This window comes from Micromonospora sp. NRRL B-16802 (assembly GCF_001279555.1).
Taxonomy (GTDB): Bacteria; Actinomycetota; Actinomycetes; order Mycobacteriales; family Micromonosporaceae; genus Micromonospora; species Micromonospora profundi.
On record NZ_LGEB01000132.1, the window covers coordinates 73,201 to 99,976 of the forward strand.

23 protein-coding genes and 1 pseudogene are annotated in these 26,776 nt (G+C 71.9%); 11 read left to right on the plus strand and 13 right to left on the minus strand.

Features of this window, described 5'->3' with window-relative positions; all coding sequences use genetic code 11:
• Positions 1-67: 67 nt before the first annotated feature.
• Positions 68-802 (plus strand): annotated as a pseudogene (locus tag ADK66_RS29575) (class I SAM-dependent methyltransferase); the annotation flags it as partial.
• A gap of 35 nt (positions 803-837) precedes the next feature.
• On the opposite strand, the gene cydB reads toward ADK66_RS29575, so the two are convergent.
• Positions 838-1,836, minus strand: a complete 999-nt coding sequence (gene cydB / locus ADK66_RS29580; RefSeq protein ID WP_053661149.1) for a cytochrome d ubiquinol oxidase subunit II — start codon at positions 1,834-1,836, stop codon at positions 838-840.
• A gap of 15 nt (positions 1,837-1,851) precedes the next feature.
• Positions 1,852-3,267 carry a cytochrome ubiquinol oxidase subunit I gene (locus ADK66_RS29585; protein ID WP_197281682.1) on the minus strand — a complete coding sequence of 472 codons (1,416 nt, stop codon included), beginning with the start codon at positions 3,265-3,267 and terminating at the stop codon, positions 1,852-1,854.
• A gap of 233 nt (positions 3,268-3,500) precedes the next feature.
• Between ADK66_RS29585 and ADK66_RS29590 the strand changes: the two genes are divergently transcribed.
• Positions 3,501-4,274 carry a 1-acyl-sn-glycerol-3-phosphate acyltransferase gene (locus ADK66_RS29590; protein ID WP_053661153.1) on the plus strand — a complete coding sequence of 258 codons (774 nt, stop codon included), beginning with the start codon at positions 3,501-3,503 and terminating at the stop codon, positions 4,272-4,274.
• 33 nt (positions 4,275-4,307) lie between these two features.
• Here the strand turns inward: ADK66_RS29590 and ADK66_RS29595 are convergent, their stop codons facing one another.
• The gene (locus ADK66_RS29595; RefSeq protein WP_053661154.1) at positions 4,308-5,144 is read right to left on the minus strand and encodes a nitroreductase/quinone reductase family protein; all 837 of its coding nucleotides are present in this window, start codon (positions 5,142-5,144) and stop codon (positions 4,308-4,310) included.
• A gap of 332 nt (positions 5,145-5,476) precedes the next feature.
• Between ADK66_RS29595 and ADK66_RS29600 the strand changes: the two genes are divergently transcribed.
• The 6 genes from ADK66_RS29600 to ADK66_RS29625 all read left to right on the plus strand — a co-directional run bounded on the left by ADK66_RS29600 (position 5,477) and on the right by ADK66_RS29625 (position 14,077).
• Positions 5,477-6,244 carry a glycerophosphodiester phosphodiesterase gene (locus ADK66_RS29600; protein ID WP_053661156.1) on the plus strand — a complete coding sequence of 256 codons (768 nt, stop codon included), beginning with the start codon at positions 5,477-5,479 and terminating at the stop codon, positions 6,242-6,244.
• Positions 6,245-6,261: 17 nt separating this feature from the next.
• Positions 6,262-7,656 (plus strand): MFS transporter, encoded by a 1,395-nt coding sequence (locus ADK66_RS29605; protein WP_053661158.1) that lies wholly within the window; start codon positions 6,262-6,264, stop codon positions 7,654-7,656.
• Positions 7,657-7,713: 57 nt separating this feature from the next.
• Positions 7,714-8,427, plus strand: a complete 714-nt coding sequence (locus ADK66_RS29610) for a thymidine kinase (RefSeq protein WP_053661160.1) — start codon at positions 7,714-7,716, stop codon at positions 8,425-8,427.
• A 95-nt stretch (positions 8,428-8,522) separates the two neighbouring features.
• Positions 8,523-10,424: a hypothetical protein gene (locus ADK66_RS29615; protein ID WP_053661162.1), complete on the plus strand. Its 1,902-nt coding sequence runs from the start codon at positions 8,523-8,525 to the stop codon at positions 10,422-10,424.
• Complete coding sequence (locus ADK66_RS29620; protein WP_197281683.1) at positions 10,421-13,414, plus strand: ATP-binding protein; 2,994 nt, start codon at positions 10,421-10,423, stop codon at positions 13,412-13,414. Before ADK66_RS29615 ends, ADK66_RS29620 begins: the two co-directional genes overlap by 4 nt.
• Before the next feature lie 219 nt (positions 13,415-13,633).
• A complete protein-coding gene (locus tag ADK66_RS29625) occupies positions 13,634-14,077 on the plus strand; it encodes a hypothetical protein (protein ID WP_157553083.1) in 444 nt (147 codons plus the stop codon).
• Here ADK66_RS29625 and ADK66_RS29630 read toward each other — a convergent pair.
• A complete protein-coding gene (locus ADK66_RS29630; protein WP_053661169.1) occupies positions 14,074-14,532 on the minus strand; it encodes a hypothetical protein in 459 nt (152 codons plus the stop codon). The two genes, ADK66_RS29625 and ADK66_RS29630, sit on opposite strands and share 4 nt — an antisense overlap.
• Before the next feature lie 148 nt (positions 14,533-14,680).
• Between ADK66_RS29630 and ADK66_RS29635 the strand changes: the two genes are divergently transcribed.
• Together ADK66_RS29635 and ADK66_RS29640 are read left to right on the plus strand one after the other, a co-directional pair.
• Positions 14,681-16,384 (plus strand): acyl-CoA dehydrogenase family protein, encoded by a 1,704-nt coding sequence (locus ADK66_RS29635; protein WP_053661171.1) that lies wholly within the window; start codon positions 14,681-14,683, stop codon positions 16,382-16,384.
• A gap of 29 nt (positions 16,385-16,413) precedes the next feature.
• Positions 16,414-17,583 carry a PQQ-binding-like beta-propeller repeat protein gene (locus tag ADK66_RS29640; protein WP_157553086.1) on the plus strand — a complete coding sequence of 390 codons (1,170 nt, stop codon included), beginning with the start codon at positions 16,414-16,416 and terminating at the stop codon, positions 17,581-17,583.
• Between the two features lie 3 nt (positions 17,584-17,586).
• Here the strand turns inward: ADK66_RS29640 and ADK66_RS29645 are convergent, their stop codons facing one another.
• The 7 genes from ADK66_RS29645 to ADK66_RS29675 all read right to left on the minus strand — a co-directional run bounded on the left by ADK66_RS29645 (position 17,587) and on the right by ADK66_RS29675 (position 22,550).
• Positions 17,587-18,585, minus strand: a complete 999-nt coding sequence (locus ADK66_RS29645; RefSeq protein WP_053661175.1) for a tyrosine-type recombinase/integrase — start codon at positions 18,583-18,585, stop codon at positions 17,587-17,589.
• 141 nt (positions 18,586-18,726) lie between these two features.
• Entirely contained in the window at positions 18,727-19,152 is a 426-nt protein-coding gene (locus ADK66_RS29650; protein WP_053661177.1) for an Hsp20/alpha crystallin family protein, read from the minus strand.
• A 102-nt stretch (positions 19,153-19,254) separates the two neighbouring features.
• Complete coding sequence (locus tag ADK66_RS29655) at positions 19,255-19,749, minus strand: GNAT family N-acetyltransferase (RefSeq protein ID WP_053661179.1); 495 nt, start codon at positions 19,747-19,749, stop codon at positions 19,255-19,257.
• Between the two features lie 59 nt (positions 19,750-19,808).
• On the minus strand, positions 19,809-20,324 hold the full coding sequence (locus ADK66_RS29660) for a DUF2087 domain-containing protein (RefSeq protein WP_053661421.1): 516 nt from the start codon (positions 20,322-20,324) through the stop codon (positions 19,809-19,811).
• Positions 20,325-20,388: 64 nt separating this feature from the next.
• Positions 20,389-20,991 (minus strand): GNAT family N-acetyltransferase, encoded by a 603-nt coding sequence (locus tag ADK66_RS29665; protein WP_053661181.1) that lies wholly within the window; start codon positions 20,989-20,991, stop codon positions 20,389-20,391.
• A gap of 24 nt (positions 20,992-21,015) precedes the next feature.
• Positions 21,016-21,522 carry a DUF664 domain-containing protein gene (locus ADK66_RS29670; RefSeq protein WP_053661182.1) on the minus strand — a complete coding sequence of 169 codons (507 nt, stop codon included), beginning with the start codon at positions 21,520-21,522 and terminating at the stop codon, positions 21,016-21,018.
• On the minus strand, positions 21,519-22,550 hold the full coding sequence (locus tag ADK66_RS29675) for an aldo/keto reductase (RefSeq protein WP_053661184.1): 1,032 nt from the start codon (positions 22,548-22,550) through the stop codon (positions 21,519-21,521). Before ADK66_RS29675 ends, ADK66_RS29670 begins: the two co-directional genes overlap by 4 nt.
• A gap of 113 nt (positions 22,551-22,663) precedes the next feature.
• On the opposite strand from ADK66_RS29675, the gene ADK66_RS29680 reads away from it, so the two are divergent.
• On the plus strand, positions 22,664-24,217 hold the full coding sequence (locus ADK66_RS29680) for a glycosyltransferase family 39 protein (RefSeq protein WP_053661423.1): 1,554 nt from the start codon (positions 22,664-22,666) through the stop codon (positions 24,215-24,217).
• A gap of 27 nt (positions 24,218-24,244) precedes the next feature.
• On the opposite strand, the gene ADK66_RS29685 is transcribed toward ADK66_RS29680, so the two are convergent.
• Complete coding sequence (locus tag ADK66_RS29685; protein ID WP_157553089.1) at positions 24,245-25,471, minus strand: MFS transporter; 1,227 nt, start codon at positions 25,469-25,471, stop codon at positions 24,245-24,247.
• 82 nt (positions 25,472-25,553) lie between these two features.
• The gene (locus ADK66_RS29690) at positions 25,554-26,744 is read right to left on the minus strand and encodes an RNA polymerase sigma factor (protein ID WP_197281684.1); all 1,191 of its coding nucleotides are present in this window, start codon (positions 26,742-26,744) and stop codon (positions 25,554-25,556) included.
• Positions 26,745-26,776: the final 32 nt, after the last annotated feature.

Sequence of the window (26,776 nt, forward strand, 5' to 3'; positions counted from 1 at the left end):
GCGTTCCGACGTATCGACCCGATACATCGTGCCGACACTCAGGAGAGGTGACGACATGGCCAGCGGGCAGTTGTACGACACCATCGGCGCCACGTACACAGTGACGCGGCGCACCGACCCGCGGATCGCCGCGAGGCTCTGGGCGGCGCTCGGCGACGCGCGGACCGTTCTGAACGTCGGCGCCGGCACCGGCTCCTACGAGCCCACCGATCGCGACGTCACCGCTGTGGAACCGTCGGCGCTCATGCGGGCACAGCGCCCCGTGGACGCGCCGCCGTGCGTGGCCGCCGTCGCGGCGAACCTTCCGTTCGAGGATCAGTCCTTCGACGCCGCGATGGCTGTCTCCACAGTGCACCACTGGCCGGACCCGATCGCCGGGCTATGCGAGATGCGGCGGGTGGCCCGGCGGGTGGTGGTGTTCACGCACGACGACAGCGCCGCCGGATGGCACCGTCGGTTCTGGCTCACCCGCGACTACCTGCCCGAAGCCGCGAACCTCGTCGCCGGCCGACCATCGCTGGCCGAGCAGGCCCGCTCGATCGGCGCCCGCATCGAGCCGGTGCTCATCCCGTGGGACTGCGCCGACGGTCTCTTCGAGGCGTACTGGCGCCGGCCCGAGGCGTATCTGGACGATCGCGTACGCCGAGGGCTGTCGCTCTGGGCCAGAGTCGGCCCGGAGGCCGAGGACCGGGCGGTGCGCAGCCTCCGGGCGGACCTCGCCTCCGGGCGGTGGACCGAACGCAACAGCGACCTCGTCGGCCTCGACGCGGCGGAGCTCGGCCTTCGCCTGCTCGTGGCCTGACCGACCGCCGCGGCGGTCGGTCAGGGCCACGTCCCTCAGTGCTGCGGGATGTTGCCCACGCCGATGCGCTTGCGGAACACCCAGTACGTCCAGCCCTGGTAGGCCAGCACGATCGGGGTGAAGATCACCGCCACCCAGGTCATGATCTTCAGGGTGTACGGGGTGGAGGCCGCGTTGGTGGTGGTCAGGGTGCCCGCCACGTCCAACGTGGACGGCATGACGTTCGGGAACAGCGCGGCGAACAGGGTGGCCACCGCCAGGCCGATCGCCACGGCGGTGCCGGTGAACGCCCAGCCCTCCCGGCGTACCTTGGCGGCGGCGAGACCACCGAGCAGGGCGACGGCCGCGCCGACGGCGAGCACGACGGCGGCGGGGCTGGAGCGGATGCTGAGCGTCCAGGTCAGGAAGCCCACCGCGAGCACTGCGGTGCCGACGCCCAGGCGCACGGCGAGGGCGCCAGCGCGCTCTCGGATGTCGCCCGTGGTCTTCAGGGCGATGAACACCGCGCCGTGGGTGAGGAACAACGCGAGGGTGGTCGCGCCACCGAGTAGGGCGTACGGGTTGAGCAGGTTGAACAGGCCGCCGACGTACTCGTGGTCGGCGTCCAGCGGCACGCCGCGCAGGATGTTGGCGAACGCGACGCCCCACAGGATCGCCGGCAGCAGTGAGCCGACGAAGATGGCGGTGTCCCAGCGGCGCTTCCAGGACGCCTCGGGGCGCTTGTGCCGGTATTCGAAGGCCACGCCCCGGGCGATGAGGGCCAGCAGGATCAGCAGCAGCGGCAGGTAGAAGCCGGAGAAGAGGGTGGCGTACCACTCCGGGAAGGCGGCGAACATGGCGCCGCCTGCGGTGATCAGCCACACCTCGTTGCCGTCCCAGACCGGCCCGATCGTGTTGATCATGACGCGGCGTTCGCGGTCGTTGCGGCCGAGCACCGGCAGCAGCATGCCGACGCCGAAGTCGAAGCCCTCCAGGATGAAATAGCCGGTGAACAGCACGGCGACGAGGAGAAACCAGATGGTGGTGAGGTCCACGATGGGGCTCCGGGATCAGTAGGCGAAGGCGAGCGGACGCTCGGCGTCGTCGTGGGTGTCGTCGATGGGGGGCTGTTCGCTGACGTCGGGCACGCCGGCCTTGGCGTAGCGCAGCAGCAGCTTGACCTCGATCACGGCAAGGGTGGCGTAGATCAGCGTGAAGGCGGTGAACGAGGTCAACACCTCGCCCAGCGAGACGCTGCGGGACACACCGTCGCGGGTGAGCATCTCGCCGAAGACGATCCACGGCTGGCGGCCCATCTCGGTGAAGATCCAGCCGAAGGAGTTGGCGAGCAGCGGCAGCACCGGCATGGCAAGCCCGGCGCGCAGCAGCCACTTGCTGCTGGGCGTACGGCCCTTGCGCTGGCTCCAGAGCACGACGAGTGCGATGGCGGCGGCGGCCAACCCGAAGGCGATCATGAAGCGGAAGCTCCAGTAGGTGATCGGGATGATCGGGGTGTAGCTGCCGGCGCCGTACTGGGCCGTGTACTGGGCCTGGAGGTCGTTGATGCCGTGCACGGTGCCGTTCGGGTCGCCGGTGCCCAGGTACGACAGCAGGTACGGGATCTTGAGGGCGAACACCTCACGGCTGCCGTCGAGGCTGCCGATGGTGAGCACGGAGAACGAGGCGGGGCTCTCGGTGGTGTAGAGGCCCTCGGCGGCGGCCATCTTCATCGGCTGCACCTGAGTCATGATCTTGCCCTGGATGTCACCGGTGATCACGACGACGGCGGAGGACACCAGGACCACCCAGGAGCCGAACTTCGTGGCGAAGCGGTATGCGCCGGTGTCGGCGGAGTCCCGGTTGCGGATCACGTGGTACAGGCCGACGGCCACGACAAGCGAGCCGGCGACAAGGAACGAGCCGGCAAGCGTGTGCGGGAAGGTGATCAGTGCGACCTTGTTCGTCAGCACCGCCACGAAGTCGGTCAGTTCGGCGCGGCCGGTCTCCGGGTTGAGTCGGAAGCCGACCGGGTTCTGCATGAACGAGTTCGCCGCGAGAATGAAGTACGCGCTGAGGTTGGTGCCGATCGCGGCGGCCCAGATGCTTGCCAGGTGCAGGCGCTTGGGCAGCCGGTCCCAGCCGAAGATCCACAAGCCGATGAACGTGGATTCGAGGAAGAAGGCGACGAGCGCCTCGATGGCCAGGGGTGCGCCGAAGATGTCGCCGACGAAGCGGGAGTAGTCGCTCCAGTTCATGCCGAACTGGAACTCCTGCACGATGCCGGTGACCACACCCATCGCGAAGTTGATCAGGAACAGCTTGCCGTAGAACTTGGTGAGCTTGAGGTAGCGCTCGTTGCCGGTGCGGTGCCACATCGTCTGGAGGATCGCCACCAGCACTGACAACCCGATGGTCAGCGGCACGAAGAGAAAGTGGTAGACGGTGGTGACACCGAACTGCCACCGGGCGACGTCCAACGCGTCCACCTGAAACCCCCAGCTATTCATACTACGAGACGTAGTAGATACTACTGCTCGTCGTAGGGAAAGAGGCAGGGCCGGGGGGCCCGAACCGGCCCGGGACCAATGACCCTGATCACCCGGCCGCCCGGCCCACCCGGCCGGCGTGCCGCCCAGCCCCTTCGGCCCGGACGCCCGGCGTGATCAACCGGCCGACCCGCCCTCGCGGCCCCACCGCCGCGTGCGACGATGGCGCGCTGATGAACACCGCACACTCCCCCTGGCAGCCGCCGTTGATCTGGCGCGGCGCCCAGCTGCTGGCCCGGGCCGTGGTCGCCCTGGTGGCCCGCCTGGAGGTCACCGGCGACGTCCCGGCGCACCTGCGCCGAGGGCCGCTGGTGCTGGCCGCCAACCACATCAGCCCCTTCGACCCGGTGGCGCTGGTCGCCGCCTGCCAGATCCGCGGCATCTCCCCCCGCGTCATGGCCACCGCCGGCCTGTTCCGCGCCCCGGTGGTCGGCACCCTCATGCGCCACGCCGGCCACATCAGGGTCGACCGGGGCACCAGCGCCGTGCACCGGGCACTCGACGCCGCCACCACAGCCGTCGCCGCCGGATCGGTGATCCTCATCTACCCCGAGGGGCGCATCGGCCTGGACCCGGGCATGTGGCCCGAACGGGGCAAGACCGGCGCCGCCCGCCTCGCCCTGGACTGCGGCGCACCTGTCATCCCTGTCGCCCAGTGGGGCGCCCACGAGGTGCTGCCCTACCGGGCTCCCCGGGGGATGCTGCGCGGCCTGGCCCGCCTGATACGGCGCCGCCCGGTGATCCTCGTGCACTTCGGCGAACCTGTCGACCTGGGCGAGATCAACGCCTCCGACCCCGGAGCCGCCCGCCGGGCCACCGACCGGATCATCGACGCGCTCACCGATGCCCTCGCCCCGCTGCGCCCCGACGAGCCCGACACGCCCCGGTACGTGGACCCGGGTCGCCCGAGCGACACCAGCCGCGTACACCGCCGACGGTCGGGCTGACCCACCTCAGGGCCAGCCCGACCGGTGCGCGCGTCAGGCGGCGGCGTTCAGCAGCGGCACGAGCTGCTCCTCCTCGTACGCCAGGTGCGCCCGTACCTGGTCGGTGAGCCGGGCCACCTCGCGGCGCAGCACCTCCCGGTCCGGCTGTGGCGTACCCAGGACAATGCGCAATTCGTCAAGCGCCGCCGCCACCGCCCGGTGCTCGTCGGCGAGCCGGGCCAGCACGGCGGCCAGGTCGGGCCGCTGGTCGGCGAGCCAGGCGAACAGGCCGGCATCCTCGCGCTCATGGTGGCCGTGCAGTCCCTCGCACAGGCTCAGGCAGTTCACCCGCAGTTGCGCGCCGACGTGCGGCCCGGCCCTGTCGACCTCCTGCTGGATCAGCGCGAGTTCCCGCCGGAACGCCTCGTGCACGGCGATCAGCGCCGTACCCGGCGGGCCTGGTGGCGGGGTCGGCGGACCCGGCAGCGGCTCCAGCGCCACCACCGGCAGCGCGCGCCCCGCCCGGTCCTGGTACTCGCCCCAACCGGGGTCGGCCGCCACCGCCCGGGCGAAGACGGCGTCCCGTTCGGCCCCGGTCAGCACGTCGGCTCTGGCGCGATAGGTGAAGACCCCGTCCTCCACAGTGACCTGCGGATCGGCCAGCAGGTTGCGGAACCACTGCGGGTCACGTGGCGCCCCACCGGCGGACGCGATGACCAGGACCCGCTCCCCGCCGTCGGGCAGATAGCCCAGCGGGGTGGTGTGCGGGGCGCCGGTACGCGCCCCGGTGGTGGTGAGCAGCAGCAGGCGGGCGTTCTCGAACCAACCGCCGACGCGGCCGCCGTTGGCGCGGAACTCCGCGATGATGTCGTCATTGAAGCTGTGTGGCACGTGACTCCCAGGAAACAGGGGCTCGCCGCGACACGGCGCGGCGAGCACGGGCAGACAGGAATGGCCGGCCACGCGGCGGCGACGACACGACGCGTGAGCGCGAACCCGAGCACGGAGGAAGGGCGGAGACGGGCGGGCCTCGGGCCCGCCCGGGGGTCACTCGCCCGCCGGGTGCCCTGTCCGCTTGTGGCCAATGGCCGACCCGGCAGTCACGACGCCGAATCTAGTGTCCGCCCTCGCGCTGCGGCAACCCGATTTCGCCTGTGCATCGTTGCGGCGATCGTCGCCGGCAGGCCACGCGTGGTCCACCGCAGGCAGGCATACTGCGTCGCGTGCTGACCCGACCCGGCTACCTCGACGCGCCAGGACCGCTGGCGTTCGCCCACCGTGGCGGCGCCGCCGAGGGCGACGAGAACACCACCGAGGCGTTCGCCCGCGCCATCGGCCTGGGCTACCGGTACGTGGAGACCGACGTGCACGCCACCGCCGACGGAGTTGCGGTGATCTTCCACGACCCGACGTTGCGACGGGTCACCGGTGAGTCGGGGCGCATCGCCGACCTGAGCTGGGCCGACCTCGCCTCGGTACGCGTCGGCGGCGCCGCCGTCGTACCCCGGCTCGACGAGGTGCTGGGCGCCTGGCCGCAGGTCCGCTTCAACATCGACGTGAAGGCCGACGGCGGTGTCGAGCCGACGGTGGCCACCGTGGCCCGGGCCGGCGCCAACGACCGGGTGCTGCTCGCCTCGTTCAGCGACGCCCGGCTGGCCCGGCTGCGCGCGCTCACCGAGGGGCGGGTGGCCACCGGCCTGGGCATGCGCGCAGTGGCCCGACTGCGGCTCGCCTCACTGCACGGCCGCCCGTTACGACTGCCCGAGTCGGTGGTCGCCGCGCAGGTGCCACCACGCTACGGACGGGTGCCAGTGGTGGACCGCCGATTCCTTGACTACTGCCACCGTCTCGGCCTTCAGGTGCACGTCTGGACGATCGACGAACCTGCCCAGATGCACGACTTACTTGATCGTGGTGTGGATGGCATCATGACCGATCACGTCGGCCTGCTGCGCGACGTCTACCGCAGCCGCGGCCACTGGGCCGCCTGATCGTCGAAGGACCCCCGATGGCCGAAACCGTGACCCCCACGGTGGACGACACCCCGCCCCCGGCGAGCACCCGCCGCGAGCGCAGCGGCTGGTACATCTACGACTGGGCGAACTCCGCGTTCCAGACCACTGTCATCACCGTGTTCCTCGGCCCGTTCCTGACCACCGTCGCCGAGCTGGCCGCCGGCTGCGAGTTGGGCGCCGACACCTGCAACGGGTACGTCTACCCGTTGGGCATCAAGGTCGCCGCCGGCTCCTACTACCCGTACCTGATCTCGCTGTCGGTGTTTCTCACGGTGTTCGTGCTGCCGGTCATCGGGGCGATCGCCGACCGGTCGGCGCACAAGAAGCGGCTGCTCGGTGGGGCCGCGTTCACCGGCGCCGGCGCGACCATCCTGATGGCCTTCGTGACCGGCGACCGCTACCTGCTCGGCGGTGCGCTGTTCCTGATCGCCAACATCTCCTTCGGCGCGGCCATCGTTGTCTACAACTCGTTCCTGCCGCAGCTCGGCGGCCCCGACGAACGCGACGGCATCTCCAGCCGCGGCTGGGCCCTGGGCTACCTCGGCGGCGGTCTGCTGCTGGCCCTCAACCTCGTCGCGATCACCCTGCTGGACAAGGGCGACGACCCGCAACGCACCCTGGACCTGGCCCGCTGGTCGATCGTGTCCGCCGGGGTGTGGTGGGCGCTGTTCACGCTGGTGCCGCTGCGCTGGTTGCGCGAGCGCCCCAGCGTCGCGGCACTGGCCGGCGGCGGCGGCAACGTGCTCATCGACGGGTTCCGGCAGCTCGGGCGCACCATGCGGGAGATCAAGGCGTACCCGCTGACGCTGTACTTCCTGCTCGCCTTCCTCGTCTTCAACGACGGCATCCAGACCGTCATCACCCTGGCCAGCCAGTACGGCACCGAGGAGCTGCGGCTGGAGCAGAGCACGCTGATCATCACGATCCTGCTCGTGCAGTTCCTCGCCTTCGGCGGCGCGTTGACCCTGGGCGCGCTTGCCAAGCGCATCGGCGCCTGGAAGACAGTGCTGCTCAGCCTGGTGCTCTGGACCGTGGTGATCCTCGCCGCGTTCCGGCTGCCCGCCGAGGCGCCGGTGCCGTTCATGATCCTCGGTGCCGCAATCGGCCTTGTCCTCGGCGGCAGCCAGGCGCTGAGCCGGTCGCTGTTCAGCCAGCTCATCCCCGCCGGCAAGGAGGGTGAGTACTACGGGTTCTACGAGATCAGCGACAAGGGCACCAGCTGGCTCGGCCCGCTCGCGTTCGGCCTGGTGTTCCAGCTCACCGCCTCCTACCGGGTGGGTCTGGTCTCCCTGCTGATCTTCTTCGTGGTCGGGTTCCTGCTGCTCCTCGCCGTACCGATGCGCCGGGCCATCATCGCCGCCGGAAACACGCCGCCCCGGGTGCTCTGAGCACGCCGCCCATCGGCCGACCTATCCAGGTCGGCCGATGGGCTAGGCTGCCCGACCGTGACCGACGACGCCGCCACCGCCCCCACCTGCCTGGCCCACCCGCACGCCGGCCCGCACCACGCGGCCGGATGCGCGGCGGCGAGCGGGTCCGACGGGCGTCCCCTGCACGCCGCGGCGCTGAAGTTCTTCTGGGGGCCGATGGACTGCGGCAAGTCCACGATGGCGTTGCAGATGAACTACAACCACGCCCGGCAGGGACGCCGAGGGCTGGTCACCACCCGCATCGACCGCTCGCTGGGCCCGCAGGTCACCACCCGCATCGGCCTGGCCCACGAGGCCATCGAGGTCACCGACGACCTGGACCTGCGGGCACTCGTGCGGGGCCGCTGGGCCGACGGGGTACGCGTCGACTACCTGATCTGCGACGAGGCCGGCCTCTACTCCGTCGAGCACGTCGAGCAGATGGCCGAACTGGTCGACAGCTACGACGTGGACGTGTTCGCGTTCGGCCTGGCCACCGACTTCCGGTCCTGCCTGTTCCCCGCCGCACAGCGGCTGTTCGAACTGGCCGACGAGGTGGCCCGCATCCAGGTCGAGGTGCTCTGCTGGTGCGGCCGGGAAGGGCTGCTCAACGCCCGGGTCGTCGACGGGCAGGTGGTCCGCGAGGGCGCGCAGGTCGTCATCGGCGACACAGCGGCCACCGCCGACGTGCGCTACCAGGTGCTCTGCCGGCGGCACCACCGCACCGGCGACCTCGGTCCGCGCGTGTAGACCGCCCTCGTCGGGTGCACCCAAGAGAACGATGGTCATTGATTGATAGGTCCGCGATACTGCTGTGATCCACACGTCACCACACGGGGTGAACGATGAGCGATTCCGCAGACGGATCGGCGTACCTGGACTTTCTCTTCGTCGAGGGGGAACGCCTCGGCTGGGTCTTCCGCGACAGGCACCTCTACTGCCACCGCTTCCCCGAGCCGTACCCGGTGCCCGGACAGGTAGGCGACGGTGTCTACTTCAACGCCGCGACGGCGAGCGTGGACAAGTGGCGCCGCATGCGGAAATGGGTGAGCATCGGCTTCGGCGTGATGGTGGTTCTTCTCTGTCTCGGGATCATCGGTCAGGGGCCGACCTCCGATCTTGGTGTGATCATCCTGCTGGGGCTCGCGGTGATGATCGGTGGCGCCTTGCTGAGCTGGTTCAACAGCCGCGCCGCCGAAGACGGGCCGGTGCGGGAGCGCGAGCGACAGTCGCGACTCTACGAGGCCGAGTGCGCGGATTGGGAGGAGCGCCGCGCGCAGTTCGACGCCGCGGAGCGGAGGCGGGTCGACAGTTATCTCGAATGGGGCGCTGCCCTCATGCCGCCGACGACCCGCCGGGTCGACATCGTCGGTGGCAGCGCCTGGGGCTGGGAGGCCCTGCTGACCGTCATGGGCACCTCGATGCTCCGGACCACGGGCGCGATGACCCTCGTGGACTTCTCCGGCGAGCCCACCTGCCACGAACTCGTCTGGCTGGCCAGAGCGGCCTCGATCGACGTCACCGCCATCCGCCTGCCCGATCAGGTGGGCGAGACCACGCTGCTGTCCGAGGCAGACGGACAGGGCCTGGTCGACAGCCTCGTCGAGGCGATGCACGGTGACGCCCCCGCCGGGCGGCGGGCCGACCGCGCCCAGGACGACCGCATCCTGTCGAGCGTCTGCCGGGCACTTGGCGAGGACGTCACGATCCCCAGGATCGCCGCGGCGGTAAGCGTCCTGCTCGACGAGCCGGGCGACTTCCCCGAGCTGAGCGAGGCCGAGCGGGAGCACATCGGCGACGCGCTCTTCTCCGACGAGTTCCGGCGCCAGACCCACCTGAACCTGCGGCGGATCGAATCCCACCTGCGCCCGCTGCGCGACCTGTTCACCGCGACCGGCCGGAGAGAGGACCAACACGATCTGGGCAAACCCGGGCTGACCTGCCTCGTCTACGAGAACACCGCGCACAACGTCCGGGAGGAGTTGCTCAAGGAACTGGTGTTGCAGGGGTTGATCCAGCGGCTCGTCTCGCCGGAGCCGTTCGTCGGCCCGTTGGTCATCGCCGGCGCGGACGACCTCAACCACCGGCACATCGACCGGCTGAGCGACATGTGCATACGCCGCGGAGTCCGACTCGTGGTGATGTTCCGTCATCTGCGGGACTCGGCGGTCCGCGCCGTGGGCGGGGACGTGGTGGCGTTCATGCGCCTGAGCAACCACGAGGAGGCCGCGCGTGCCGCCGACTTCATCGGCAGGCAACACACGTTCCGCCTCAGCCAACTCACCCGTACGCTCGGCGGCAGCCAGACCCACTCCCAGGGCAACACCCTCGGATTCTCCGACCAGATCAGCAGTGGCCCCGGGCCGAGGAGCGTCAGCGTCGGCCGGAACTGGACCCACACCAGGACGGTCGCCGACTCCGGGAACTGGAACGAGTCCCAGAGTGAACAACGGTCCTACGAGTACGTGGTCGAGCCACGGACTCTTCAGGACCTGCCGGACTACGCGTTGATCGAGGTCACGCAGGGCACGGGGAGACTGTCGGTACGCAGCGTGGAGTGCAACCCGGACATCGTCTCCCTCCCCCGGGTCACCACCAATCCCCTGCCGGATCTGCCTCTCCCGCATCCGTCGCAGGCCGCGGTCCAGCCGTCCGGTGAGCCGCCGCGCACCCTGCCCGGACAATCGCACCCCGCCTACGACGAGTCGAACTGGGCCGATCAGCGCTACCCGGAGGAATGGCGGTGACGTCTCCGGGCGACCCCCGGCGGACCCTACGCGGCTGGCTCGACACCATGCCGGCACACCGGATCGTGGAGCTGCCACGAGTGCCCCCGCAGATGGACCAGGTACGCGGTGATCCGGGGCGCCGACAGCGGTTGGCCGCCGTCGTGGCCGCGTACCACGCGGGTGCCGTGAGTGGCGGCAGCGGCCCGGTCGTCGTCGGCTGGTGCCGGCCGAACGCGCAGAACGGCGTCCACGTCTTCACCGGCGGCGGTGTCGAAGCCTCAGGTGCCGGTCGGCGCCGGTCCAGCCTCTTCGCGGGCTCGGTCGGCGTGGCCTACCCCGCCGGAGGCGTGACCGCGATGCTCGATGCACTGCCCTGCTGGACACGGATCGTCGGGATGACAGACGGCTTGATCGAGGAGCGGGACGACCGGGATCCGCGCATCGACCTACGCCCCCGCCTCGACGACTGCCTGCTCGGCGCCTGGCAGGACGCCTTCGCCTGGCTGCTGCTCGCCGACCCGGTCCCCGCCGACGAGGTGGCGGAGCAGGCCCGGCATCTCGCCGTTCAGGAACGCGACGCCACGGCCCGAGGTTCGTCGCCCACCCAGGCCGTACGCGCCCTGCGGCTCCGGCGCCGGCACCGGGAGTTGGCCGCCGCTGAGACGCTCGGATGGTGGCGGATCCACCTGTTGGCCGCGGGTACCACGCCGGGAGCCGCCGCCGCCGTTGCGGGCCTGCTCTGCGCGTCGGCAGACCTGCACGGCCTGCCCTACGCGCTGGCACCCACCCGCGAGCGCGGCGACCTGACCGACCTGCTCGGCCGGACCGGACTGGCCACCCGGGCCGACGAACCGGCAGCGCCCGCCGGCCCGGGTGGCTCGTTTCTCGGCAGCTCCCCGCTCGTCGCCGCCCTGGCCGTCGCCCCGACGGAGGAGGTGCCCGGAGTGCGCCTGACCGTACGGTCGGAGTTCGACGTCACCCCGGAGACGACCGCCGGCGAGGTCCGGCAGCAGCCACCGGCAGTGGTCGCCGCCGGTACGGACCGGCAGCCACCTCCGGTCCGTGCCGAGTCGCTGGCGATCGGCGCTGTGCTCGACCGGCACGGCACAGTGGGTGACCCGTTGCGGCTGCCGATGACCAGCCTCAACCGGCACACCTTCGTCTGCGGCGCGACCGGGGCCGGCAAGTCGCAGACCATCCGGCACCTGCTCGAACAGGCCACCGCCGCAGGGCTGCCCTGGCTGGTGATCGAGCCCGCGAAGGCCGAGTACCGGCGGATGGCCAACCGGCTGCCGGGGGCGGGCGTCGTCGTGGTCCGCCCCGGCGAGGGTACGGCGCCGCCGGCGGGGTTCAACCCGCTGCGACCGGTGCCGGGCTTCCCGTTGCAGACCCACGCGGACCTCGTCCGTGCCCTGTTCCTCGCCGCCTTCGACGCGGACGAGCCCTTCCCCCAGGTGCTCGGGGCCGCCCTGGCGCTGTCGTACGAACAACTCGGGTGGGACCTGGCCCTTGGTGAACCGCGGCTACCCGGGCACCGCCCGCGCTATCCGACCCTCGGTGACCTGCAACAGGCGGCGGAGGAGGTGGTGGGCCAGATCGGGTACGGCCGCGAGGTCACCGACAACGTCCGCGGGTTCATCCGGGTCAGGCTGGGCAGCCTGCGGCTGGGTACGACCGGCGGTTTCTTCGAGGGCGGCCACCCCATCGACGTCGCGCGCCTGCTCGACTCGAACGTCGTCTTCGAGATCGAGGACGTCGGCGACGACCGGGACAAGGCGTTCCTCATCGGTGCCCTGCTCATCCAGTTGACCGAGTACCTGCGGGTGCGCGACCGCCGGGAGGACCGCGACGCCGGGGTGGTCCTGCGACACCTGAGCGTCATCGAGGAGGCGCACCGGCTGTTGCGGCGCGCCGACCGCCCTGGCCCGGCCGCGCACGCGGTGGAGCTGTTCGCCGGGCTGCTGGCGGAGATCCGCGCGTACGGTGAGGGCTTGGTGATCGCCGAGCAGATCCCGGAGAAGATCGCCCCGGACGTCGTCAAGAACACCGCCGTGAAGGTCATCCACCGGTTGCCCGCGCGCGACGACCGGGACGCCGTCGGCGCGACTGTCAACCTCACCCAGCGCCAGTCGGAATTCGTCGTGACGCTGCCGCCCGGTGTCGGCGCGGTCTTCACCGACGGCATGGACCACCCGGTGCTCGTCCGCGTGCCGGACGGCACCGACCGTGAGACGACCGCGCGGGCTGCCACCGCCGATCTGTCGGAGATCATCGGGCGTCGCAGCGCCAGTTGCGGCACTGCCTGCCTGGCCGAGCCCTGCACCCTGCGGGACATGCGCCGGGCGCAACTGCTGCTGGCGGACCTGCCCTGGCTGAGGCTCTGGGGCGAACTGGCGGTGCTGGGGCACCTCACCGGCTGGCCCACCCCTGCCATCCGCGCGGAACTGATCCAGGTTCTGCGGATGGTGCCGGTACGGCTGCGCGAGTGCGCTCTCTCGCACGCTGTCGACGGCGCCGTCGCCGTCCGGTCCGCGCACCTGTCGACAGGCTGCGACCCGGACGAGCTGGTGCGGCATGTGGTCGACTCGCTGCACTGGACGGCGTTCGGCGGCGGGCGCTGCGCGGAGCAGGAACCGGATTTCCTGGCGCACCGGTACCGCTGGGTGGTGCTGCGCGACGACCTGCGGGCCGAGGCAGCCCGCCCCGAAGGCTCTGCGCGAGCCTCCGAGCAGGTGCGACGGTACGGCGTGGAGATCCCGGGCCGTACCGTGACCGAGCAGCTCGCAGTGGTCTCGGAACTGTTCGACACCGACCAGCGGGACCGGGAAGCCTGCCGGGCAGTGGCCTTCGGGTCCCGTACGCCGTCGCTGATCGAGACGGCCGTCGGCACGGAGTACGACACCCCGTCCTGGCCCGACCGCCTCGCCGAGGCCGTCGACACCCACTTCGCGGCCTGCCGGTGGCCGATGCGGGTCCTCGCCAACGGCGCGTACGACAGAAAGGTGTGATCGGTGAGTCCACGCTGGGACGGTCCGCAGCACGCGGCCGAACGGCCAGACGATGACGACCGCCGCGATACGCGACGGTCGGAGAGCACCGAGCAGGGCGAGGATCGTGACCGGGCGGACCCGCCGCCCGAGCAGGGCGAGGATCGTGACCGGGCGGACCCGTCACCCGAGCAGGGCGAGGGGTCCCACGCTGAGCGTCCCGACACCTGGGCGGAGACGGTGGAGCAGCCGGACCGGGCCGAGGAACGGGCGGCGACCGCCGAGGCGGCGCAGGCCGAGCGGACGCGAGGCGCACACTCTGTGGTCGACACCGTGAAAGCATCCGTCGGGGCGTTGGTCGTAGCGGCGGCCAGCGTCGTCAACGTGCAGGCGACGGAGAACAGGCTGTTGGACGCGGTGGCGGAGCCCATCAGGGGGATGGTGCAGCGTACGCAGCAGCGAAAGAAAGAGCAGGAAGCGCTTGAGAACGCCGAACCCGATGGCGACCCGGAGCATCAACGGCCGCTGGGCGGGGGGAGTGAGCAGACGGTAGAGCAGGTGGATGACCCCGCTGATGGCCTCGATTCCACCGACGCCGGTGAGATGACCATCGAGGTGGATCTCCCCGGCGACGGTTCTCCCGATGGGCGTGGCACGGACGCCGACGACGACACACCGTGCTAGAAGGGGTCGCCGCACACCCGCCAGCCCCCGCTCTCGCGGACCACCGGCAGGCGACGTTCCTCGTTGAGCCCGCCGTCGCGGGTCAGCTTCACCGTCACAGTGCCCTGTGGGCGTCCGCTGCGGGTGGCCACCGACACGTCGGTGATCTCGTAGTCGGTGACCATCGGGGGCGTACGCACCCAGCTGGTGAAGCCGATCGGGCTCCACTTGCTGCGCGCGTCGGAGCACAGCCGCTCGTACGCCTTGTCGCTGTCGCCGAGGGTCACCTCGTTGAGGAACCCGTCGGCGGTCTCCCGGATCGGGCCGGCGGCCTGACGCACGGTTTGCAGGTTCCACACGCCCAGCCCGGCCACCCCGACGCAGCACAGCGCCACGCCGAACCCGACGACCGCCAGCCCGGTGCGCATCGGGCGGTGCCGCCGGGCCGGTCGGCTCCACGGCTGGCCGGCACCCATGATTAACGACCGTAGAGAACACCGTCCCTCAATTCGGGACAAGTCGGAAACTGGGTCCGTCCGGTGCGCGGCTGTGCCCTGTTCGCGGCGGCCACGGATCGTCTACCGTCGGCGCACATCCCCCCGAGCAGTGCCAGGGAGCCGACCGATGAGCCGTTTCGTGCAGCCGGTACCACCGCCCGCCGACCCGTACGCCGGTGATGCCCTGCTGCGGTCCTGGCTGGAGCGTCACCTCGGCCCGGCCGGGCACGCCGCCGCCAAGGGTCGCCTCGCCGACCTGGCCGCCGACGTCGTCGGGCCGCTGCGGGCGGCGCACGCCGACGCCGAGGCGCATCCACCCACGCTTGTCCGCTACGACCCGTGGGGCGCCCGCGTCGACCGGATCGACACGTCGGCGGGCTGGCAGGCCCAGCGGGAGGCCGCCGCCCGGCACGCCGTGGTGGCGCTGCCCTACCTGCCGGACGCGCGCGGCACCTGGGGCGCCGCCGCGCGGGTGGTGCAGCACGCCCTCCTGCACCTGTACGGGCCGGAGTCGGCGACGTTCTCCTGCCCGGTGGCGATGGCCGACGGTGCGGCGGCGCTGCTCAGCATGCCCGACGTCGATGCCGGGATCCGGGACGCGTGGCTGCCCCGGCTGATCTCCACCGACCCGGCCACCGCCATCACCAGCGGGCAGTGGATGACCGAGGCGCAGGGCGGCTCCGACCTGGGCCGATCGAGCACTGTGGGCCGGCCCGCGGCGGACGGCTCCTGGCGGCTGACCGGCGAGAAATGGTTCTGCTCCGCCGCCGACGCGGCGGTGGCGGTGGCGCTGGCCCGACCCGAGGGCGCCGGACGCGGCAGCCGGGTGCTCGCACCGTTCCTGGTCCCCCGCTACGCGGCCGACTCACCGCTGGCCACCAGCGCGGCACCGGACGCGCCCGCCCCCGGTGTGACTGTGCACCGGCTCAAGGACAAACTCGGCACCCGCGCGCTGCCCACCGCCGAGATCGGCCTGCACGACGCGTACGCCGTACCGCTGGGTGACCCCGCGGTGCCCGGCCTGGTGCGGGCGATGACCCTGGTCGTGGTGACCCGGGTGCACAACGCGGCCGCGGCGGCCGGTGGGATGCGGCGCGGCCTCGCCTACGCCCGCGCGTACGCCGACGTGCGGCACGTCGCCGGTGGCGCGTTGGTGTCCTCGCCGCTGCACCGGGCCACCCTGGGCACCCTCGGCGTCGACGCGGCGGGTGCGTTCGCGCTGGCCGGGCACGCGTTCGCGCTGCTCGGGCGGGTGGAGGTCGGCGCCGACCCGGAGGCCGCCGCGGAGCTGCGCATCGTGGCGCCGCTGGCGAAGCTGGCCACCGGGCGGCTCGCCGTCAGCTCGGCGAGCGAGTACGTGGAGAGCTTCGGCGGCGCCGGCTATGTGGAGGACACCGGCGTGCCCCGGCTGCTGCGCGACGCGCAGGTGCTGCCGATCTGGGAGGGCACCACGAACGTGCTGGCCCTGGACGTGCTGCGCGCGTTGACCCGGGAGGACGCCGGCGCGCCGCTGCTGAGCCGGTTGGCCGCCGCCGTCGACCTTGCCCGGCCGCTGTCGCCGGCGCTCGCCGACACCCTGGCCACGGCCACCGCGCAGTTGGGCGAAACGATCGCGGCGGTGACCGCCGACCCGGGCGCGGAGGCGGTGCTGGCCGGTGCTCGCGGCCTGGCGCTGCGCCTGGCGTACGCGCTCACCACGGCGCTGCTCGTCGAGCACGCCGCGTGGGGCGACGAGCAGGCGGAACTGGTGGCCCGGCTGTGGGCGCGACGCTGGCTGCGGCACGAGGAGATCGCCGAGGACGCCCACCACCACCTGGACCTGCTCTGCTGACCGGTCGACGGGAGCGGAGGTGACGGCCGGTGGATGTCCTGATCGACCTGGGCGAGTCAAGGGGAGCGCCCGCCCAGGATGAACGACCCCCGGCTGCGCCGTCGCGACCCGGGCGGGTGGCGCTGGTGCTGGCGGTGTGCGCGCTGCTCGGCGGATCCACCGCGCCGGCGCGCCTGCCGTCTCAGGCGGGGCCGCCGGTGCCCGGCCGCTCCACCCTGCTCGTCGCCGGTGAGCTGCTGCTGGTCGTCGATCCGGATGCCGGCCCGCCGACGGTGAGCGCGTACGACGCGACGGCACCGCACCGCCCGCCACGATGGCGGGTTGCCGTGCCGGACGCCGCGGGCTGGTCCGCGCAGGCCGCCGGTGACGTGCTGCTGCTCACCGAGCGCGACCAGGCGCGTCAGGTGCTGGCGACCGCCGCCCGGTCGATGCGCGACGGGAAGCCGCTGTGGCGGCGAGCCGAGCGCATGTACGCGGCCGGCGACGCGGCGGTGGCGGTGAGCGAGGTCCGCAGCGCGTCGGAACCGGGGCGTCGGGTCGAGGGGGCGGTGCGGGGTGTCGACCTGACCTCCGGGGCCACCCGCTGGTCAATGTCGGTGCCGTCCACAGCCGTGGTGCAGGTGCTGCCCGGCCCACCCGCGCGAGTACTCGTGGTGCAGGACGACGGCCTGGTGCGGCTGCTCGACGCCCGCGACGGCGTCGTACACGGGCAGGGATCGCTGCCGCCGGCCGACTTCGGCCCGGACAATCCGCAGGCCATCGGCGGTCACCTGGTGTTGCGCCACCCGACCGGCACGGCGGCGGCCGTGACCGCTTACGACCTGCCGGGCCTGACGCGGCGTTGGGAGGTTCCGGTGCCGCGCGGCGAGCTGACACTGCGCAACTGCCAGGAGCTGGTCTGCGCGCAGGACCGGCACGGCCGGTGGGCGCTCGACCCGGCCACGGGGACACGGAGTTGGGTGTGGCCGGCCGGGACGCGATGGCACACCGTGGCGGGCTCGCGAGGTGGCACCGACGCCTTGGTGCTGCTCCAGCCGGCGGCGGACGGCCACCGCGTCCTGGTGGCCACAGTCGGTCGGGACGGCCCTCGGGTACGCGGCGTCCTCCCGTCGGGGGTGACGGACTGTCGGCGTGCCGGACCCCGGTTGATCTGCCGCGAGACGGACGCCCGGGTGACGGTGTGGCCGCTCGACACGTGACCGTCAGGCGCGGCGGCGGGAGCGCGCCGCCCACACCGCGTACGCCGGGTCGCGGTCGAGGTTGTGCCGGTCCCGGTCGTAGCGGCGGGTGGTACGCGGGTCGGCGTGACCCATCGCGTCCTGCACGTCCTCCAGGGGGACGCCCTCGGATCGGGCGGTGGTGGCGAAGGCGTGCCGCAGCGAGTGTGGGGACAGCCGAGCCCAGGCCGGAATGCCGGCGGCGCGGGCGAGCCGGCGGACGATCCGGAACACCGAGTGCCGGTCCAGTCGGGCGCCGCTGGCGGTGACCAGCAGAGGCCCGGTCAGCTGCGTCACCGGCACCCCGGCGGCGGCGGCCCGCTGGGCCAGGTACGCGTCCACCGCGTACCCGGTGCCGGGGGTGAGGGCGCGGCGGCGCTGCTTGCCGCCCTTGCCGACGAAGCGCACGCTGCGGTGCCCGCGTTCGGTGCCCAGGTCGGTGAGGTCCAGCGAGACCAGCTCCCCGACCCGCAGGCCCAGGTCGGCCAGGAGTGCGATCGCCGCGCGGTTGCGCACGGCGGTCGGGCCGGTGTCCGCGTCGGCGGCACTGAGCAGGGCGTCGACCTCGTCGGCGCTCAGGCCGATGGTGGCGGAGTGGTCCCGGTCGACGCGGGGCCGGTCCACGCCGGAGACCGGATTGGCCGGCACCCCGCCGAGTTTGACGAGGAAGTCGTACCAGCTGGACAGCGCGGAGAGCCGCCGTGCCACCGTCGCCGGGGTCAGCGGTCGGCCGCTGCGGGCCACGACTGTGGACTCCAGCTCGCGCGCGTACTCGTTGATGTGCAGGAACGAGACCCGCAGCGGGTCGAGGTCACGGCCGGCGCACCAGCGCAGCCAGCCGGTGACGTCGCGTCGGTAGGCGTCGCGGGTGTGTTCGGACAGTCGGCGGTTACGCAGCCACGCCTCGGTGACGTCGACGGGCGCGCTGGGCAGCGCCGGTCGGGCGGTAGGGCGGGTGAGCGCCGGAGCGTCGGAAGACACCATGTGAAAAAGCTTCTCAGCGGTGGATGGGATTGCCATGAAGGCGCGCCGACAACGCCCACCTCTCCCATGCCCGCCCGCGCACGACAGCCGGCGGCCGGCACCTGAACCAGGTGCCGGCCGCCGCGGCTGGCGCGATGTCTGTCAGGCGTTGATCTGGCGTCGCGCGTCGCCGTTGGCCTTGATGGTCACGCGGCGGGGCTTGGCGCGCTCGGCGACCGGGATGCGCAGCGTCAGCACCCCGTTCTCGTAGCCGGCCTCCAGCTTGTCGGTGTCCAGGGTGTCGCCCAGGAACAACTGCCGGGTGAACGTGCCCATCGGGCGTTCGGCGGCGACCAGTTCGACGCCGTCACCGGCGGGCCGGCGCCGCTCGGCGCGGACGGTGAGGACGTTGCGCTCGACCGTGCAGTCGATGCTGTCCGGGTCGACGCCGGGCAGGTCGAACGCCGCGTAGAAGTAGTCGCCGTCGCGGTAGGCGTCCAGGTGCATCGCCGCGGGACGGGCTGCCGTACCGAAGAACTGCTCGGCGAGCCGGTCGATCTCGCGGAACGGGTCGGTACGCATCAACATTGTCATGCCTCCTCGGTTCTCCTGGCCGAAGGTGTTGAGTTGAGTCGAGGCGACTCAACTTCCTCTTCTTATTTACCGCGTCCTGTGGCAGTCGTCAACTGCTCACTCCAGCGGTTTTTCAAACCAGTGCTCGGCGTACGGGCCCCGCGAGTACGCGGGGATCTCGACGTAGCCGTGCCGGGCGTACAGGGCGCGGGCCTCGACCAGGTCAGAGCGGGTGTCAAGCCGAATCCGGTCGGCCCCGGCCGAGCGCGCCCGCTGCTCCGCGGCCGCCAGCAGCACCGCTCCCCCACCAGCGCCACGATGCGCCGGACGGACGTACACCCGGGTCAACTCGGCCCAGCCCGACTGCCAGCGCAGCCCGGCGCAGCCGGCCAGGTCCGCGCCGTGGTGAGCGACAAGCAGCAGCCCGCCCGGGGAGGCCAGGTCGTCGCTGGGCAACTCGGCCAACGCCGCGTCGACCTCGCCGGGTCGATCCGGACGGCCGTAGTAGCGCACCACCATCTCCGTCATGTATTCCCGCAGCAGCAGGACAGCGTCGGGATGATCGGGTCGGCAGATGCTGGTCAGCCAGGTTGATTCGGCGGTGGTGGTCATCTGCCGATCATCACCGCCCGGTCAACGGCATTTCGACGGCTGCCGGGGCGCAAGGACGATCAGAGCCGCTGGTAGACGCCGTGCTCGCGGGTGAGCAACTGCTCATCGATCAGATATCGGCGCAGCGTCGCGTGATCGGACCCTCCGGCGGCGCACCACGGCTTGAGTGCCTCGTCCACGGCCCGCTCGGGATAGCGGGTGCCCGGCTCGAACGAGCGTTCCGCGATGTGTGCCAGCAGCACCCGGCGCCGGCCCCGCTGCGCCGGTAGGCCCACCAGGACGTCTCCACGCAGGAAGGTCCGCAGCACCGGGTCGCCGCCCGGTTCGGCCTCGTCGGCCGGGCGGCTGTCGCGCGCCGCAGCCCGCAACGACGCCTCGTCGACAGTGAGCGCGCCGTCCGCGCCGGTCACGAGGCCCGCGTCGGTGAGACGGCGGACCCCGGTGAGCACCACCCGTGCCGCCAGGCCGGTCCGCTGCGCGACGGCGGTCGCGCTTGTCGCACCCAGCACGATCGCCGCGAAGATCCGTCGCCGTCCGTCGTCGGCCAGGGCCCCGGCCAGAGCATGCGCAGTCACGCCGGTCACCCTTCCATCGGCGGTACGTCGACAGCCACGCAATTTCCGGCGCCCCGGGCACCGGTCATGTCCCCGATGCTGCCGGGTTCGGCTGCGAAGCCAGCCGTGCATGCAGGTGCATGTCGTGCCACCCGTCAGCGTGGCGAACCGACTCACGCAGTACGCCCTCCACGGTGAAGCCGGCCTGGGTGGCCACCCGGCACGACGCCGCGTTGGCGGTCGAGTGCTCGAGCGACAGCCGGTGCAGACCAGCCCGCGCGAAGCTCCACCAGGCCAGTGCGAGCAGCGCCCCGGTGGCGATGCCCCGACCACGCGCGGCGGGCACCACCCAGTACGACACCTGCGCCGACGCCTCGGTCAGCAGCACACCCCGCAACCCCACCTGACCGACCGGCTGATCGTCGGCGTCGACGATTGCCCAGCTCGCGTCCGTCTCGTCGCGCCAACGTCGCGCCCACTGCGCAGTCCACGCCCGCGCCTCGTCGTCACCGTCCAGGCGGCGGACGTGCCACCGCTGGATCGCCGGAGAGTCGAAGACGGCCCGCACGGCCGTGGCGTCATCGTCGCGCCACGGCCGCAGCATCAGCCCGGGGCGTACCGGAAGGTGGGGTTGCTCTTGAGCGCTGAGGCTCCCGACGGGCAGGGCGGGTGCGACGAGCAGCGGCATTCGCCCATTATGGAGTTGACGGGCTCACTCGCCGGTCGGGCCGCCGGCGAGTTCCGCGACCACGTCGAGGTGGCCGAGGTGGCGGGCGTACTCCTGGACCAGGTGGAACAGCACCCGCTCCAGCGACGCCGGGCCCGCGCCGTTCCAGCGCGGCCCCGGCGCGCCGATCTCCGCCAGGTCGTGCGCCGTCACCACAGCAGTGGTGTGCGCGCCCTGCGCCCGCAGCGCCGCCACCAGATCCGCGCGGGTCTCCTCCGGGGCGACGTACCAGCGGTCCCCACGGCGGTCGCCCCACGGCTCGGCGACGTCCCGGCCCTGGAAACCCCACTCGATCCAGCGCAGCTCGACGTGACGCAGGTGCGTGAGCAGCTCCAACGGCGTCCACCCCGACGGCAGGCGGCTCCGCCACAGCTCCGGCTCCGCCAGCGCGGACACCTTCGCCACGACGGACTCCCGGAAGTAGTCCAGGTAGGTCAGGAACACCTCGGCACGGCCGCCGGCCGGGTCGGTGGGCTCGGGAAACGACGTCATGACATGGTCGGCAGGTCCCGACCGCGCTGGCGCACACCGGCGGCGCCGTACGGGTAGTCGCCCACAAGCGGGGCGCTCGCCTCGTCCAGCAGTCGCGTCTGCTCGGCGTCGAGGGTCAGGTCGGCGGCGGTCAGGTTGTCGTCGAGCTGTTCGATGGTCCGCGCGCCGAGGATCACCGAGGTGACCGCCGGACGCGCCGCCAACCAGGCCAACGCCACCGCCGACATCGACACACCGCGCTCCCCGGCGACCTGACCCACCGCGTCGAGCACCCGCCAGGTGCGCTCGTCGGCGTTGCGACCGGCGTACGCCTCGACGCCACGCTCCGGGTTCTCGCCCAGGCGGGTCGCTCCGGTGGGCGTGCTGTCGCGCTGGTACTTCCCGGTCAACCAGCCACCGCCCAGCGGCGACCACGGCAGGATGCCGATGCCTTCGTTCTCGCAGACCGGCACCAGCTCGAACTCGATCTCCCGGGCCAGCAGGTTGTACTGCGGTTGCAGGGTCACGATCGGGGTGAGGTTGAGGTGCTGGGTGAGCAGCGCGGCCTTCTGCAACTGCCACCCCGTGAAGTTGCTGACCCCCGCATAGCGGATCTTGCCGGCGCTGACGGCGTCGTCGAAGAAGCGCAGCGTCTCCGGCAGCGGAGTAAGCGGATCCCAGGCGTGCGCCTGGTAGAGGTCGACGGCCTCGACGCCGAGCCGCCGCAGGCTGGCCTCCAGCGCCCTGGTGAGGTGGACGCGGGACAGACCGGCGTCGTTCGCGCCGGGGCCCATCGGGAACCGGCCCTTCGTGGCGATGACCAAGCGATCCCGCACATCGGGCCGTGCGCGCAGCCAACGGCCGACGATCTCCTCGGAGGTGCCGGCGGAGTAGACGTCGGCGGTGTCGATGAACGTGCCGCCGGCCTCGACGAACCGGTCCAGCTGGGCGAAGCTGCCCGCCTCGTCGGTTTCGGCACCGAAGGTCATGGTGCCCAGGCACAGGGTCGAGACAACGGTGCCGGTGGCACCCAGAGTGCGATAACGCATGTCGTCCTTCCAGTTCGTGGAACAAGCCGATCTTCGCACCTGTCGCGCGCACGCGCCGACCGGCCGAAGCGCGCGGGCACCCGCGCGGGCACGTCGCGGGGGATGATGTGCAGGTGAGGGAGCCCGCCGTCGACACGGCCCGACCGCACCCGCCGGAGCGGTCGGCGCGGCCGGAGGTGTCACCGGAGCCCGGCCCGCGTGCCGTCGGCCCGGTCGTGGTGGCCGTGATCACCAGCGTGACGCTGCTGCTGCTCGCCGGCCGCTACGGCTATCACCGCGACGAGCTCTACTTCCTGCTCGCCGGCCGCCACCTGGACTGGGGCTACGTCGATCAGGGTCCACTGGTCCCAGCGCTGGCCCGCCTGCTCGACATGATCGCCCCGGACAACCTGGTGGTGCTGCGGACGCCCTCGGCGATGGTGGCCGGCGGCGCGGTGCTGCTGGTCGCCGCCATCGCCCGCGAGTTGGGCGCCGGCCGAGCCGCGCAGACCTTCGCCGCGGTGCTGGCCGCACTGTCCGGCATCGTGCTCGCCAACGGGCACCTGCTCAGCACCACTACCGTCGACCTACTGGTCTGGCTGGCGGCAGCGTGGTGCGTGGTGCGGTTACTGCGCACCGGAGACACTCGTTGGGCGCTCGGCATCGGGCTGGCGCTCGGCGTGGGCATGCTCAACAAGGTGCTGCCCGCGCTGCTGGCCGTGGGTCTGATCGCCGGGGTGGCCATCGCCGGGCCACGTCGGCTGCTGCGTGACCGGTGGGTGCTCGCCGCCGCCGGGATCGCCGCACTGCTGGCCGCACCGAACCTGATCTGGCAGGCCGTACACGGGTTCCCGCAACTCGGTGTGGCAGCCTCCATCGCCGACGGCGACAGCTCCTACAGCGGCCGCCTCGACGCGTTCATCCTCCATTTCGTCATCATCAGCCCGTACGCCGTACCGATCTGGATCGCCGGTCTCGTCGCGCTGCTGCGCCGGCCGCAGTGGCGGGCGTACCGGGCGGTGGGTTGGTCCTGGTTGGTAGTGGTCGTCGTCGTGCTGGTCGCCGGCGGCAAGGGTTACTACGACGCGCCGTTGCTGCTGGTCCTCACCGCCGTCGGCGCGGTGGTGACCACCGCCTGGGCGTCGCGTGGGTCCGTCTGGCTGCGTCGAGGGCTGCTCGCGACAGGTGTGCCGCTGTTCCTCCTGCCCAGCATCGTGCTGCTGCTGCCGGTGCTGCCCACCGAGCGGCTGCCCGCGTTCGTGGTGGACGTCAACTACGACGCTGGTGAGACCATCGGCTGGCCAGCGTTCGCCGACTCGCTTGCCGCCGTCCACCGTGGGCTGCCGCCGGAGGAGCGTGCGCGGGCCGTCATCCTCACCGGCAACTACGGCGAGGCCGGCGCGGTGGCCCGGTACGGCCCGGCCCGTGGCCTGCCCGTCGCCTACTCCGGGCACAACAGCATGGCCGATTTCGGCAGGCCACCCGCCGGGGCCGACGTGGTGATCGCCGTGGGCTGGGAGCGTCCCGACCCGCTGACCGCCTGGTTCGACGCGTGCGCGCTCGCCGGGCGGGTGGACCAGCGGGTCGAGGTCGACAACGACGAGAACGGTGGCCCGATCTACGTGTGCCGAGGGCTGCGGCGTCCGTGGGCGCAGATCTGGGACACCGAGGTACGCCGCACCGGCTGACCTGTTCCGCGGTCCCGTCGACCCCCTCTACACGGAGATCTTCGCGTCTGCGCGCTTGCTCGTGGGGCGTACGCGGTCACTCGTCGCCCGACCCGCGACCAGGGCGACCGCGAGGAGCAGCGGCACCAGCGCGGCCAAGGTCCAACGCAGGCCGACATGGTCGGCGAACCAGCCGATCACCGCAGGCGCGAGCAGGATGCCGGTGTAGGTAAGGGTGGTGAACCGGGCGACCACAATGGCCGCGCCAGGGCCGGCGCTGTCAGCACCCAGGCTGCCCACGACACCGAACAACACGGGCAAGGGGGTGGCCAGTCCAGCGCCCACAAGCGCGAACCCGGCAATGGACAGGGCCGGCCACGGACTTGCCAGGGCCACGGCCACACCCACCGCAGCGACGGATGTGCCGACCTGGAGCAGCCGCGTCGCCGACGTCCGCTCCTGGAGGCGGTCACCGACCAGCCGGCCCGCTGTCTGGAAGATCGCGAACAGCACGTAACCCATGCCGGCCGCACCCAGCGACGCGCGTAGGTTTTCGTGCAGGTAGACACCGCTCCAGTCGGCCACCCCCGCCTCGACGGTCAGCACGATCGCGCCCATCACGCCGAACAGCACCACGCGCAGGCTCCACCCGGCCCGCCAGCCGGCGCGGACACCGACCGGCGTCGCGTCGGTCCCGCGATCCGCGGCGGCCGGCAGCAACATCCGGCCGCAGACGGCCGACAGCGGGATCAGCACCCCGGCCAGCAACAGGTAGTGCACGGTGCGGGACATCCCGATGTGCGCCGCGCCCGCTCCGAGCAGCGCGCCGGCAACCGCGCCGATGCTCCACGCCGCATGGCAACCGTTCATGATCGGCCGGCTCAACCGCTGCTGTACGGCCACCGCGTGCGCGTTCATCGTCACGTCGAGCATGCCGTGCACCGCGCCGAACGCGAGGTGCACCAGGATCTGCCACCACAGGTCGGGCGCCACGCCGACCCCCACCAACAGCAACGGCAGGACCACTGTGGTGCCCTGCACGATCACCCTGCTGCCGGTACGGGCCACGACGTTGCCGACGGTCTGCATCATGATCACGGCCGCGATGCCGAACATCGCGGACAGCAGACCCAGTTGCCCAGGTGTCAGCCCGAGGTCGATCTTCAACGAGGGCGTCCGCACCGCCAGGCTGGCGATCAGCAGCCCGTTGATCCCGAACACCGCCGTGACAGCCCAGCGTGCTCGGATCGTGGCTCGACTTGGCGGCGTCTGCATACCCTGCTCTCCTCTAACGCTTCGTCATCGTCCCTGACACCGGGATGACGAACGACGGAAACGTCTTTCGGACAGGCAGCCCTCAGACGTGATCTCGGATCTCCCTGAGACGACCGGCGAGGAAGGCACGCTCCACCTCGTTGCCCGTCAGTGCGAGCGCCTCCGCGTACGCCGCCTCGGCCTCGGCCCAGCGCTGGAGGCGACGCAGGAAGTCCGCGCGGGCGGCGCTGAGATAGCCGTAGGTGGCCATGGCCGGCACGTCGAGCAACAGTTCGAGGGCGGCGAGGCCGGCCTCCGGCCCGTCACGCATACCGAGCGCCACCGCCCGGTTGAGGTCCACGACCGGCGACGGCCACAGCGAGCGCAGCACGTCGTACAACGCGACGATCTCAGCCCAGTCCGTGTCCGCCCAGCTCGGCGACTCGGCGTGCACAGCGGCGATCGCCGCTTGTACGGCGTACCGGCCGGGCGGCTGCCGACGCAGCGACTCCACCAGCAGAGCGACGCCTTCGTTGATCTGGTCGGTGTCCCACCGGCTGCGGTCCTGCTCGGCGAGCAGCAGCAGGCGCCCATCCACGCCCACCCGGGTCTCCCGCCGGGAATCGATGAGCAGCATCAGCGCCAGCAGGCCGGCCACCTCACCGTTCTGCGGCAACAGCACATGCATCACCCGGGCCAACCCGATGGCGCCGTCGACCAGGTCACGGCGGATCAGTGACTCGCCGACCGGCGCGGCGTGCCCGGTGGTGAAGACCAGGTGCAACACCTCGAGCACCGCGTCGACCCGCTCAGGAAGCTCCTCGCGTGCCGGCACCCGGTACGGGATCCGGGCGGCGCTGATCTTCTTCTTGGCCCGGGTGATCCGAGCCGCCATTGTCGTCTCCTGGACGAGGAACGCCCGGGCGACCTCGACGGTGGACAGACCACACAGCAGCCGCAACGTGAGGGCCACCTGGGCGTCGCGCGACAACGCCGGGTGACAACAGGTGAAGATCAGACGCAGTCGGTCGTCGTCGACCGGTGCCTCGACACCTTCCTCCGGACCAGGCACCGCCTCGTCCACCACGAGCAACGGCAGGGCACGCCGCAACACCGAGGCGCGGCGCATCCGGTCCAGGGCACGGTTGCGCGCCACGCTTGTCAGCCACGCGCCGGGCCGGGCCGGCACGGGGGTCCTGCGGCCCCATGTCTGCAGCGCCTTGGCGTACGCGTCCTGCACGCACTCCTCGGCCAGGTCCAGGTCACGTGTGTAGTGCACAGTCGCTGCCAGCACCGCGGCCCATTCTGCCCGGTGTGCCCGTGCGA